The sequence below is a fragment of the Pseudovibrio sp. SCP20 genome (assembly GCF_057774105.1).
This window is the reverse complement of the sequence record NZ_JBYMDH010000004.1, coordinates 394,852-407,523: the sequence shown is the minus strand read 5'-3', so window position 1 is coordinate 407,523 and position 12,672 is coordinate 394,852. Positions and strand designations below refer to the sequence as shown.

The following is a 12,672-nucleotide window of genomic DNA, read 5'->3' as shown; positions in this document are numbered from 1 at the left end:
TTATCTAGGCTCCCTTTACCAAAGCTTAGTTGATCACAAGCTCCTGAATAGCTGTAAAGTCCGGAATTCTTTCTCTAGTTCGCTTTTGATACGCGATAGCGCTTTCGACGTTTTTCTTTCCTATCGGATGATTAAGCACTTTTGATACTATATCTGCTATCTGACCAATAGTTTGCTCTCTATCGCAGAGATAAGCCACGCGAGCTAAAAGCTTTGCATCCTCATCGCAAACAGTCGTCCTGATGAACTGCTGATCCATGAGTGTGGCTAACTCGTAAGCAACAAAATGAGACTTTATGACATCACCATCTTCTAATTGAATTGGGGACCCAATACTCAAAAATTTATTAGGCCAAGCGTTTATAAGTTCTTCATTAACAAGTTTTGCGTTGTGAATTAGAGCATTTCTTAAGGTTACCTTTCGAACCCATCGAGCTATTAGATCGGCTTGTCCTTTCCAAATGCCGCCCTTTATCAGAGCATCAATTTTCTTGATCATTTCTCCGTGACTTTTGTTGCGAATATACTTTTTAACAATTTCTTCAGAGAACCAAATTCGCGGATCATGTTCATCAAAAGATTTACCAATATCTCCTGCAGAAAATTCGATGCCAGAGTTCTCCATAATTGCAGGGTTTAGAAAAATAGCTCGCTTAGTGCCACCATAAAGATAGGTTTCGAATGCAGTAACGATATTTGTAATGGCATTTCCTCTAAGTGACCAGAGTACATCATCCTTGGCTGCGATGTAGTCAGAAGGTGATATACTGATACTACTAAAAGGGGTGGAATCATCTCCTGGGTATTCTGAAATATAATTTATGCTTTTTCCCTCAGCCTCAACATCTCTCCACCAACGTTCCGAATATTCTAAAGAAGTGCGGCAAAGCCAAAAATTCCGAATTTCTGATGTTAATCTTCGTTTAAAATATGAAACGCAATAGTTCCTTTTTTTGAGTTCCGCATATTTTTTTGGCCCGATCTTTTGTAAACATTCGCTGTAAATTTTCAGTTCGCACAACTTATAATTGCACTTCAATTTACGCAAACACTATGCAGCTGTAACGCCACTATGGTGCGAGTGTTTATTGATAAACTTTGGGCCCAGAAGAGTTCTAACGTTGGTTAGAATTAACAATTGGTTAGGTGGGCCTCGATTGTAAAATTGAGGTATACCCTAACGTGACGGGCCAATGTTACGCCCAATCGCGTCACCTCAGGGTTGACATTGACTATTTGTGACTTGGTAGCCTCGGGTTTAAACCCTGAGGTGACATATGGCGAAAATAGGTTATGCGCGTGTCAGCACGCATGAACAAGACTTAGAAATACAGGAAAATCGGCTTACCAAAGAAGGCTGCGGTTTGATCCGTTCGGAAAAAGTTTCAGGCGGAAGTCGGGAAAACCGGGATGAGCTGGTAACTATTCTGCAATTCTTACGCCCTGATGATGAACTAGTCGTCACACGTCTTGATCGTTTGGGGCGCGATACTCGCGACGTGCTTAATATCATTCATGAGTGCGAGCAGAAATCAGCTTTTGTTACTGTTCTTGACCCGTTCGTTTCAACAAAAGGGGACATGGGGCAAATTGTAATGACGGTTCTCGGCATGGTCGCGCAGATGGAACGCGGCTTCATTAAGGAACGTCAACGTGAGGGGATTCAACGGGCCAAGCAGCAAGGTAAATACAAAGGCGGCTAGGGGCGCATCGATCGCGACGCAGTATTGGAAATGCGGGCAGAAGGCCAAGGGGCTAGTGCCATTGCTCAGGCAATGGGCTGCTCTAGAATGCAAATCTATAGGATTTTACAGGCAACGAGCTAAATACTGCTTGTACGCTTGTTTGAATAGTGTGTCCCTTTACGGGACAACTACACATCAGGCCTTTTCGATTTGAATAGGCGAGTAGTAACTCAAAGTTGCCATTCAAAGACCTTTTAAATGTTATGCCGCACCTTTAGTTTAGGGGCCATTCGCATATCTAAACTTTCGGTTTACGCCATGCGTCGAACTCGGTAGGTAGCAGATTGTAAACCTGCTCCTTAGTCATCGAATGCATGTCAAAATTCATCTGTAGTTGTTTGGCCACTCTATTTGCAAGTCGCCATGCGCTTCCCGGAGTTTCTCGGCCAATCGCTTTGCGTTTCATCGCACCGCTTTCAGCATCTAGGTACATTTCAACCGCTACCTCCATGAGAGCAGGAGTGGTTACAAAGTCCTTGTCTTGCGTGTAGAGTTGCTCAACTACGTCGGAGTGTTGATACATCGGGCGCGACAAGAAAAAGAACGCGGTAGTGTCACCTAATTGCCTGTGCAGCCAGAAAGAGAAGAAGGCCAAGTGTCTGTAGTAGCGGAATTTACTGTAAGCCATCGGAATGTAGCGATATACGGCTCCGAGTTCATGCGATGATCCCCGCTTGGATGGTTTCAGTAGTTGGTGGAGGTATACAGCAGAAATCCAAGCCCACAGGCCCGCATTCGAATACTGGACCGTGGACAATTCGCTTGGAAGGATCTCGTGAAGGTACAGGCCGAAGTCATATCGGGAGGTGAAGGCCTTGGCGTCATCGATCTCATAGCCTCCCGGCAATTTACGAATCAAGTCGGGTGTCCTGGCGAGCTTATCGACAATAGTGAAGAATTCCTCGGATACTTTCGCTGGTTGAGAAGGCTTTACTTTTTTACGCTCGGTATCTAGCATGGCTTGGAATGCAGCAACCCCTTCAGGATTGAACTCGCAAAGTGCTCTCTTCATTTACAAAATCTCCTCCAGAAGGGTTTTTCCGTTCCGCCACTTCTTGTTGGCGAATGCGCCAACGATCTGCTCTACGAATTCAAGCTTTACCATGTTGTCTGCGTCTTTCAGGTGAGCTGCTTCATCACCGTCCAGCGGCATGCCGAGTCGCTCTTGTATGAAATGTACCCATTTCGCCAGCAAGGTGTCCTCGTCAATGTCGTTGATGCTGTCGTATCTCAGAAGGATGCCAGTTGCGACGTTTCTCAGAATCTCAGGGAACACATGTGCAGCGAACATCGGGTTGTCGCTGAATTTATAGAAGTAATCAGCGTTCACGAATACCTCAAAGTCGCCTTGGCCGTTCCAGTTAACTTGCCAAATTTGATCGCCAATACTTTTAGAGGGTTTTGGATGAAAGATACCTCTATTCTGCTCTCCTGAATCACTGTCTCCGTTACCGGTGTGAAGTCTGACACGCCCACCTGTCGCAGCGAGGATCTTTCCCGGAGTTTCGTTTGAGCGGGAAATCACCTTCAAGCGAAACTCTAGGTTTGCACCATCCGGAATGTCGGTAAGCTTAAGGATATCCTCTGACCTGAACTCAGGAAGGACGTGCCGGTAGATGTTGGCAAGCACAAATGCATCAAGAACGAATTCTTTCGCTTCATCGCTTTGGAGCTTGCAATCCTTCTCGATAGCAGCTCGATCGAATTTTACATGAATTCGAATAGTTTCGCCTTGGCGGTCAAGAAGCTGCAGGGAAAACAGCTCATTCTTTTGCTTGATCCTAACACGACCAGTGAAGTTCTTCGTATCGTTGAATTCAAGCTGAATTGTCATCAAAGCACCTCATTACAGCTTAATTCTTGGTTGAATCAATAGATCCCGGTTTCCATCAAAACCCTTGGCTGAAACGCAGAAGTCAGATTGAAGCAGCTCAACGGTGAAAGTGTTTTTCGACGCCTTTATAATTTTGGCTGCCCCTTTCGGAGAAATGTTGATCGGTATGGTTTTTCCAAACTCGAAGTCGATTTTGCTGTAGTCCCGCCACGACCTGCTTTTCCCGAGAGCTGAGACATATGCGGCCTTAACTGACACTTGGATTGGGAAGGTGATCTCTTCTTCTTCAAATAGTTCAACGATATTCCCCACAGGTAGCAGCTCGAAACCTGGCTCAACGATATCCCGCTCAACCCGGATGGCAGGCTGTTTCCTCACCGAGGGAATATTTTCGGGTTTTTTAGTCTGCTTCGGATTCTGGCTTCGATTTTTCTTTGTGCCAGCGTCTGCAGTTTCAGTGACTGAGAAAATGTCGTCAGCGAAGTTCTCGTGGGTGTTCTCCTCCTCATCTTCCCGAGAGAGGAGCCGGTACATTTGCGCAGGGAGATCCATCGCGAACCTAAGCGCCCAGTCGGATGTAAAGCTCTTTTGCTCGTTGAAGCGGTTCAGAAACCATCTTGTGTGAGCAGGCTCTTCTGCTTCCTTAAGGTAGTCAGACATCACCGGGTCTTCCGCTATCAGGAAACATGCAACACTTTTATCTGGGATGTTTGAGGGCTGTCTCGAGATGATGATCTGGTTCCGGATAAACTGTGCGTTATCGGTCAGCTTATAATCATTCTTCTTGAAGAATACCTCGACCATACCCGTCTGTTCCTGCCCGCCTCGCGTTTTGAAATTCAGGCTGAAACTGAAACCAAGGAGTTGACCCTGCTCGAAGGCCGAAAACATCCTTTCAAGATTGTCATTAGAGAAACTACCCTTGGACACCGCCCCGCGGGTGTCTCCCTGGTCGGTTTGACTTTTGAGCGGCTGATTTCCGGGAAACCAATTTGGGTTTCCCCCGACCCTGAGTTCAAGGACTTCTTGGGCAATGGCAACACGATGTTCGGTATCCAAAACGGCTCTTTTGAGTCGTTCTCCTTGGTCCGCAATAAATGAAATCACATCCGTTAGGTTATCGCTGCAGACGGTAGTTTTCTCGCCTGTATGGCGATCGACGACTTCTACTATAAGGTCACCCTTTAATATTGGCCAATAATAGTCACGCACCACGGCAAGTAAAAGTCCGTGACTGTCGACAGTATTTGGAACATCCGGAATGAAGATCGATAATCCAAACTCATCGCGCTTTAAGGATAATGCCGAGAGAAACTTCTCGATATCGGGATTCTCCTCAATGGGCATGAATTTGTCTTTACCATTCTCTTGAACAGAATGACCGTACCGTCCGTAGCCAAGGTAGCTTTCCCCCTTTACCCGGTGATAGGGGAGGTTCACGAATCCAAGGAGATACCGCTTATCATCGTCACTGCGTTTGGTTACTGCCAGAAATAGTGACATCCCTGAAATTCTAGTAAGAGTGGTTTTTCCTACGCCATGACTGCCACTGGAGCCTTTGCCTTTGCCACTGATGCCATCATTCCACCAAAATCCAACAAAATTTGATCCTGAAAGAGCATTGTTTTTATCTGTTTCTCCGATGAGACCTTTCGTACCTTCATCTTCGATTACAAGACAACGGAGCTCCTTACCAGAAAAGCTGTCAGCAAACTTTCCAAGGTCGTCACTCGAAAGATGACTATCTACGGTCTCTTTGGATTGATTGGTTTGCAGAAAAGGCTCAAGAGTCTTCCACGGGTATGAGGCCAATGAGAAGCGTACACGAACCTGCTCACCAGTAGGGTGAGCTGCATCTAGAGAGTTCTGTACTGCTTCACGAACCAGCGCAGTAGAAGCATCCTGATCGTTGAAAAATTCGTTGAGCTTGGAACTTGAGTTGCTGTGCTCAGGCCCGGCCTTTGGGAAGCTCCACATCACATCTTCCTAAACTTACAGTTTAAAATCACTTTCCGAGGAGCGCTTCTGTGCAAAGCGCCCCTTCAGTGCTTTCATTTCCTCATCGAGCGCTTTCAGAATTTTCCGAACATCACCGTCATCGAAAGAATAGTTATTCTTATTTGACAGATTTCCGATTAAACGCAGATCTTTGATAGCCTTGTTGACACGCTTTTCAGCAAGTTCCTCAAATTTCTGTCGCTTATCTCTTTCAGTCATCAGTTTTCATCCGGTATCTCCATATTATGTAGATTAGAGATATAATGGATGCCATATTTCAATATTGTCAACTACATTTTTTAAATGTAGTGATTATATTTGTTATGAAGAGAGTTATCGCTTGGTTGTGGCCCTTTGTTTATCGCTTGCTTTAAAAGACTTGAAACTGCACATCCGATCTGAAATGCAAGAAATGGCGGCACGGCGTTGCCGACCTGATGGTACTGGGCTGTCCTTCCTCCATAGAAGAAGTAGTTGTCAGGGAAGGTCTGCAGCCTTGCCGCCTCTCTAACTGTTAGGGATCGGCATTGTGACGGGTCAGGATGAATGAAGTAATGCCCATCTTTTGAAATATGGCTAGTGACCGTTGTCGAGGGGCGGCCGTTCACTTGGGTTCGGAATCGGTCTGCGAAATGCCCAGTTTTCCGGTTCTTGTGTGCGGGTTGCAGAAATTCTGGAAACTCTGATAGCTTCGGTGCTCTCTGTTTTTCCGCAGCGAACAAGGAAGAAAAAAGATACCGTCCGAGGTCGCCAGTGATATGGCCTCTGGTTTCATGGTGCAGGACAGCATCCAATTCATCGTCTAATAGCCATTCTTCAAGCCATTCGGGGAAGTTATGATGATCGGAATAGCGCTGTGCTTGGCGATGTGTCGGTAGCTTATTACTCCCTGCAATCCGGCGAGCATTCTCTCGCATAATTTCAGTTACACCTTCTGCTTGGCAGATTTCCATTGCCTTCTCTCGTACAGCATCGGACCACGCTTCGAGTTGATCCCCTCGGCTCAATCCACTCCGAACTCTGGGAAGACCGGACAGCGCTTCCTGAACAGTAGCCCGAATGTCTTTGCGTATAAGTAGAGGTTCAGCACCAAAATCCAGTCGATTTGCGAAGTCCTTCCTGAATCCGACCACGATTACCCTGTGTCTGGCCTGAGGCACACCATGATCTTCTGCTCGAAGAATGAAATCGCGGGCTGGAGGATGGCCTTCTCCATCATAAGGATTTGCAGCTAGTGGGATCAATTTGTACCCGTCGCCAGCTTCGGCCAAGTCATCCAGAACTCGGTGGAAAATCCCGCCGCCATCCACCTTGCTCGATAACATGCCTTTGACGTTCTCCATCACGAAAGCTGCAGGTTCGAGGCGATTTAAAATGTTCACGTATTCCTTGTAGAGATAATGACGGTTGTCGTTCTCTAAAACATAATCAGCCTTACCCTTGTTTCGCACTCTTCCAGCAAGAGAGTAGGCTTGACAGGGCGGGCCGCCTATCAGGATGGTATTTCTTTTATAATCTTTGCGGACCTTGTCGAGAACTACAGCGATCTCATCAAAAACGCCAGGCTCACCCAGAACGAGTTGGCGGACTTCCTGTTCCGCAAGTTTCCATTTTTTCGGATAAAGATCTGACCAATCTGGCAAGTCCTTACCCGAGTTTAAAGCTTCGTAGTATTCGTCTGGAAATGTGTTGCCGAAGCTCCGCAGGAAAGATCGCAGACGTAGAGTGCGCACTGCGTTGATCTCCATCTCCACCGATAGGTGGATTTTCATGCTTATATCACCGTTTCGCCCGGCTTGAGAAAACCCTTCGCCGAGTCCACCTGGACCTGCAAACAGATCGATTATGGCGAATTCACTACTCATTCCTATCCCTTCATTGTATTCTTATTTTATCTTCACGGTCTTGGCAGGCGCTAGGGCAAACACCCCCAGTGCAAAAATAGGAACCTCATGGCAGACACCGTAACTCCTGAAATCCGCTCCAAGATGATGTCGCGCATTCGCAGTCGAGATACCAAGCCAGAGATCTCCTTGCGGAAAGCCCTTCACAGCAGGGGGTTTCGTTATCGCCTAAATTTGCGGAAGTTACCAGGCTCACCAGATATTGTGCTTCCAAAGTGGAAAACCGTCTTGTTCGTCCACGGGTGTTATTGGCATCGGCACGACGGCTGCCCTAAAGCTACCACCCCATCCAGCAACATTGAGTTTTGGCAAAAGAAGTTCCGTGAGAATGTGGAAAGGGATGCGAGAAACATTCGTGATTTACTTGCGGCTAAGTGGCGGGTAGGTGTTATCTGGGAATGTGCCATTGGCCGGGAGCCAGCACACGACCTCATCAATAGCTTGGTGGAGTTTATCGTCAGCAAGCAGCCTCAACAGAAGGGGTTCGATTAGTTAAACACTCTTCCCCCAACACAACAACATTATGCATGGTGAATTCCGCAAAAAGCCCCCTAGGGGGGTGCCTTAGGGGTAAATCGCATTGAGTGCTTACAGTTTTACTATACCCGTGTAATCGACCATGCGGCCTTCATTGAGCTTTATGGCTGCTCTAAAGCCACGGCGACCGGACACGGAAAAGACGATCTTTTCGTCAGTTTGCTCGAACAGCTTCAATAGATTACCTTCTTCATCTTGCAAAAGATCAGCGTCGAAGTCACTATCCGAAAGTCCAATCTCTCGCATAAAGGCTTCATTGTGTTGGGCCGTCTCAACTGCCTGAACGTGGTTTTTACGATCTGCCATGCCCCAGATGTTGCCTGCAACTGATGACAAGGTGATCAGCGCTAAAGCAATTATGATGGGTGCGTTGTTGTCTTGGGCAGCGTTAATGCCAACGCCCATAAAGCCTGCTGTGCCGAAGGCAATGAGCACTAATGAGCCCAGATAGGTGACAAAGAACTTATAAGCGGCTCCTCGGCCAACGCCCATGTACAAATTGCGCCAGCCAAATGCGATCAAGAGAACGCCTATAATAGCCCAGATAACGGGGTTCTTCTTGGCTGCTTTATAAAGGTCCCGACCCAAGCTGGAACCGAAGCCAAAGGTGGCGGCGTTTGCGAGTTTATTGATCATCATATCTGTTATGCCTTTTCAAAAAAGTCTGCCACCCAAAGGCTACTTAGGTGGCAATCGGAATTAGTGTGTCGACGCGTTTCTTTATTGGGGGAATATTTTGATCTTGTTTTGTTCTAATGCTCTTCCGCCCTCATGATGGTCATAACCCTCTTGGTTATCTCTGGGTTGGTTGGATCTGGTGAGTGATAAAGAAGATCTTTGTCGTAGTAATCGATCTTCCAGAAATAGCGTTTGCCTTGAAGGGGGACGCAACCAAAATCATGCTCCCCATGAGGATCATTGTCTTCGTTAAAGTCGTCGAAGTGCTTGACCAGATCGAATAGCCTGAGCTTTTCAATGTCTGATAGAGCGTTGACACCATTCGTAATAACGATCTGACCACCCATGAAGTTCTGGCGAAAGGCATCATCGAGCTGCCTTATGTTGTTGCTCTTCCGCTCCATGATATCAGTCACACTCCAGATAGCTTGCATCCACTGAGGGGTGCAGTATGGCGAGCTGTTTCACGTCACGTGTTATGGATTCAATTTCTGGGTAATCACGCCACTTGAGGGTGAAAGACGTTGGATTGGACTTGCCTTGCACGATGGCCAATTACCACGCATCATCTTCTTCTTCGATATCGCGTGTCAGCACCATGCTGCCAACGCCAATCTTTGACCAATCATCAGGTAGGGAGGCCTCATCGACTTCGGAGCCATTGGGGGAAACTGTTTCGCTCTTCTCGGATTGGGTGGCAGCCTTTGCGTCTTTCACAAGTGAGAGATGGGGTGTTGGCGATTGGGTCTTATGAAGGGTAATCAAGCGATCAAAGATTTCGTCCTTTATTCGTGGAAGGAAGAGCTTACCGCTTGAGAACAAGCGGCCCTTAGGAACTTTCCCTGCCAGTTCCTGTAGTTCAGAGCCTTTGACCTCTAGTGCCTGCAACTCCATCTCTCTGGCACCAGCAAGTGCATCTTCAACCAGCTCAGCTGGGTACCAAGAGCCTCGAGCGGGTTCCGCACCATCCTTGAAAAATACAATCAGGGCTGGGGTATCATCGGAAACCACATGGGGTATCTGTCTGGCTGCATCTGCCATCTTCATATCTCCAGTTTTTGGGAAAGGAAGTAGGTGCAGGACTGTGCCTGCCATCGAGCCATTCAGGGCAAACGGACTGTGATAATACCCGCAAATAAAGCGCCGGAAGTGGCTGACGCTTATCTGAAGCTGTGTATTTGTCAAGTATATACCTTAATGATATCAATAGGTTAGCTTCTTGTTAGATACAGCAGCAGCAAAACATTGAACATTTTAAGCAGGCGCTTTTATTGCCTGTTTAGTTTTTTTGCGATGGCGCCTTTCCTTGGTGTTGCTTGATTTAGCGGCACTGCTTTGCTTCAGCTTTTTACGATGCTTCTTGACATGTTTGAGGTCGATAATCAAACGCCGTTGACCACCCCAAGCAATGTTGACACTCTTGATATGCTTGCCGTTCTTGTCGGTTAAGAGGGCGCCAACTTCAATCAAGTTGGTTCGTATCTGGTCTAGTGCCCGATTTCTGGCCGCATTGCTTTGAGGCAGGAGATTTTCGAATATCTTCTCAAAACCACTCTTGGTCACAATGAGCTTGGCATTTCCTTGATTAACAAAGCCGTCTAGGCGCTTAAGTTTGGCATTGCCACTGATTTCCGCTTGCTTAAAGGAGCCGAAAATACCTGCCTTAAGCTGCTTCTCGATATGTCTCAAAATTTTGAAAGGCTTCAACTCATGCCCAAAAGCGTTTTTCACGATTTCCCTGTATGCCCATTTGCAGGCAGCCGTGATGTCCCGTGTAGAGCATGGAATAAGCCCTGCCTCTACAGCCAACTTTCCTGCGGTTCTGATCAAAGCAACTTTCTTGGCTATGCGGTTCTTTCTGGCTTTGTTAGTGTTGCGAGCTTTCACGAATTTGGAAATATCTGCAGGAATCAGAGAGCTGAGGTTATCTTGATTTCGAGTTAGGTGCTTGATCCAGGCGCGTCCTGCAGTTCCATAAAAGAGTGACGCATTTTGAAGTAGATTCTCTGTATCTTCTCGGGTCTGTGGTGGCTCTTCATCAGATATTGCGAAAGAGGGGTCCCAGATTCCATATTGAGTTTCAGGGATGGCAATCTCAAGCAGACGCACCCGATCACTATCTTGAATAGACACATGCTCAGCAAGTTTCCAAAGGATAGGGGAAGGGCTGGATGAAAGCGCGATGCATCGAAAACTTTCCTGCGCCATTGAACTGGAGACCACATGAGAAACACCTTTGGGTTTGCCACTCGTAAAAATGTGAAGTGTCTCATAGACGACATTCATGCGCTGCTTCAAACTGCCTTTTTTGCTTCGGCATCATCAAGCAGCAAAATATTGTCATTGTGCGCCAATGCTGCCTCATAAAGATGCGTTTCTGTGAGGTTCCAACCAGGATGCTTTTTGGGGTTCCCGAACACAGAAGCAGCAGCTATGAGCATGGTGCTCTTGCCCTTGAAGTCACTGCTTCGAAGTTTAGGATCATCGTCTCCGGCAAGTTGGCGAACTTCAGCAGAGTTCCTGCAAAGGCGGCACAAAGAGCAAACAGCGTTGGTTTTGATTTTGTTACTGGTTTTGCAATGTTCTCAACCCATTCAGCCAATGTGCCGCTTTCTTGTCCAATACCTGTCTCAGCTTCACTTCCCAAGCTTTTGAGTACAAGTAAGCGCTTGTCCTCAAGGCGGACATTTTGCCCATAAAACAGATATGCATGCTGGTCTTTGCAAACAGTCCAACCAATGCGATTGCTGAGTATACCTGCATCGCCTGGGAGCTTAGCGATAAGCTTTTTGATGCTGAACTGCGCAGGGTCTGCCCCATCCGCGCGCAGTTTGCCTATGAGGCGAGTTGGGCTATAGAAATCATCCATCTCGCAGATTGTGTGCGTGAAACCTCGATCGCCTGTCTTGGGTGCGACGACGAGTGCTACATCTTTTCCTGTAGTGAGATCCAAAAGGCGATGAACTAAATTTTTGTCAGGTTCCTGTGTTTTCATAGTACTGAGTCCTATTAGTTTGGCTCAAGGATTGAGGGCACGCGAGGGCTGCGACTGGCGCGACCGATCAATGATCAGTCGCAGCAATCGCGCTAATTGCAGGGTTTGTTGAAAGGGTTGCAGCGGTGGTGCTTCAGTGGCAGCTAGGTGCTTATAGTGTTGGTAAAACCTAAAACACTGTTTGCTTCAAACTGCCCTGTAGAAGCGCCTAAAGGGGTATTCGTTGGCTTCTACCGAGAAACCAAAACAATGAGCTGCCGACAAAGCATGCAGCAATCGACAGCTCAATGTCGTGCATTATGGCTGTTGGAGCCGAAGGCGAGGTTGCAAATGTAGCGCTATCGGATCGCGTCGAAGGCCACGCAACAAGAGCCTATCTCCAACATTATGCTGAAGGAGGTAGCTGGATAGCTCAAACCTTTGAGAGGAGGTTAAGCGGTTCTTCCTAGAACCTTGATAGTCGCGACCTGACACAGCGCTTTGTGTTCGATAGCTTGACTTTGCATAAAATCCTGAACCACCATTCTTGTAAGCATAGCTGAGGACTTTAGCCCAATCACCATCAGAAACCAGCTTTGTTCTAACAGGTCTACGCGCTTGACTATGACAGGGGAAGACTTCCTTGAGTGCCTTTCTGACGAACTTTGCATCGTCAGTAATAACGATACCGTATAGATGAGGCTTCCAGCCTAATGGTGTGTTTTCATGGTAGTTGAAAGAAAAATCTACACCAGCTATGAGGCGCTCATTCCTAATAGATGACCTGGAAATGCGCTTGGAAGATGCCCCAATAAACTTCAGCATATCGAAGCTATCGAGCTCACCTTCCTTTGTAGGGTCATGCTCTGGAATTACGCAGAAGGAAACTAAATCCATTTTTATATACCTCCCAAACGATGTAACTCTTTCATGAGGTTTAAGCGAAAGTTTCGACTGCATATCGGACAGCCGTCCTTACCGCAGCGCTTCATGGAACTACAC

Annotated in this window: 12 protein-coding genes and 2 pseudogenes; 2 read left to right on the top strand and 12 right to left on the bottom strand. The window is 47.0% G+C overall.

What is annotated here, in order from left to right; genetic code table 11:
* Positions 1–25: 25 nt before the first annotated feature.
* Complete coding sequence (locus tag AC3CB2_RS17795) at positions 26–1,021, bottom strand: hypothetical protein (protein WP_352934956.1); 996 nt, start codon at positions 1,019–1,021, stop codon at positions 26–28.
* Between the two features lie 256 nt (positions 1,022–1,277).
* Between AC3CB2_RS17795 and AC3CB2_RS17790 the strand changes: the two are divergent.
* Positions 1,278–1,826, top strand: a pseudogene (locus tag AC3CB2_RS17790) (recombinase family protein).
* Between the two features lie 157 nt (positions 1,827–1,983).
* Here the strand turns inward: AC3CB2_RS17790 and AC3CB2_RS17785 are convergent.
* The 5 genes from AC3CB2_RS17785 to AC3CB2_RS17765 all read right to left on the bottom strand — a co-directional run bounded on the left by AC3CB2_RS17785 (position 1,984) and on the right by AC3CB2_RS17765 (position 7,442).
* On the bottom strand, positions 1,984–2,757 hold the full coding sequence (locus AC3CB2_RS17785; RefSeq protein WP_352934953.1) for a hypothetical protein: 774 nt from the start codon (positions 2,755–2,757) through the stop codon (positions 1,984–1,986).
* Positions 2,758–3,579: a hypothetical protein gene (locus tag AC3CB2_RS17780; RefSeq protein WP_352934950.1), complete on the bottom strand. Its 822-nt coding sequence runs from the start codon at positions 3,577–3,579 to the stop codon at positions 2,758–2,760.
* 12 nt (positions 3,580–3,591) lie between these two features.
* A complete protein-coding gene (locus AC3CB2_RS17775) occupies positions 3,592–5,556 on the bottom strand; it encodes a hypothetical protein (protein ID WP_352934947.1) in 1,965 nt (654 codons plus the stop codon).
* Positions 5,557–5,571: 15 nt separating this feature from the next.
* Positions 5,572–5,796 carry a hypothetical protein gene (locus tag AC3CB2_RS17770; RefSeq protein ID WP_352934944.1) on the bottom strand — a complete coding sequence of 75 codons (225 nt, stop codon included), beginning with the start codon at positions 5,794–5,796 and terminating at the stop codon, positions 5,572–5,574.
* An 80-nt stretch (positions 5,797–5,876) separates the two neighbouring features.
* Positions 5,877–7,442 (bottom strand): DNA cytosine methyltransferase, encoded by a 1,566-nt coding sequence (locus tag AC3CB2_RS17765; protein WP_352934941.1) that lies wholly within the window; start codon positions 7,440–7,442, stop codon positions 5,877–5,879.
* 87 nt (positions 7,443–7,529) lie between these two features.
* On the opposite strand from AC3CB2_RS17765, the gene AC3CB2_RS17760 reads away from it, so the two are divergent.
* On the top strand, positions 7,530–7,973 hold the full coding sequence (locus AC3CB2_RS17760) for a very short patch repair endonuclease (protein ID WP_352934939.1): 444 nt from the start codon (positions 7,530–7,532) through the stop codon (positions 7,971–7,973).
* 96 nt (positions 7,974–8,069) lie between these two features.
* Here AC3CB2_RS17760 and AC3CB2_RS17755 read toward each other — a convergent pair whose 3' ends face one another.
* From AC3CB2_RS17755 to AC3CB2_RS17730, 6 genes and pseudogenes are all read right to left on the bottom strand, one after another.
* Positions 8,070–8,657 (bottom strand): hypothetical protein, encoded by a 588-nt coding sequence (locus AC3CB2_RS17755; protein ID WP_352934936.1) that lies wholly within the window; start codon positions 8,655–8,657, stop codon positions 8,070–8,072.
* 113 nt (positions 8,658–8,770) lie between these two features.
* Positions 8,771–9,112, bottom strand: coding sequence for a DUF3768 domain-containing protein (locus AC3CB2_RS17750; RefSeq protein ID WP_352934933.1), 342 nt, complete (start codon positions 9,110–9,112; stop codon positions 8,771–8,773).
* 139 nt (positions 9,113–9,251) lie between these two features.
* Complete coding sequence (locus AC3CB2_RS17745) at positions 9,252–9,737, bottom strand: hypothetical protein (RefSeq protein ID WP_352934930.1); 486 nt, start codon at positions 9,735–9,737, stop codon at positions 9,252–9,254.
* A gap of 213 nt (positions 9,738–9,950) precedes the next feature.
* Positions 9,951–10,982, bottom strand: coding sequence for a hypothetical protein (locus tag AC3CB2_RS17740; protein WP_352934927.1), 1,032 nt, complete (start codon positions 10,980–10,982; stop codon positions 9,951–9,953).
* An 8-nt stretch (positions 10,983–10,990) separates the two neighbouring features.
* Positions 10,991–11,565 (bottom strand): annotated as a pseudogene (locus AC3CB2_RS17735) (DUF927 domain-containing protein).
* Between the two features lie 423 nt (positions 11,566–11,988).
* The gene (locus AC3CB2_RS17730) at positions 11,989–12,567 is read right to left on the bottom strand and encodes a hypothetical protein (protein ID WP_352934924.1); all 579 of its coding nucleotides are present in this window, start codon (positions 12,565–12,567) and stop codon (positions 11,989–11,991) included.
* Positions 12,568–12,672 lie beyond the last annotated feature (105 nt).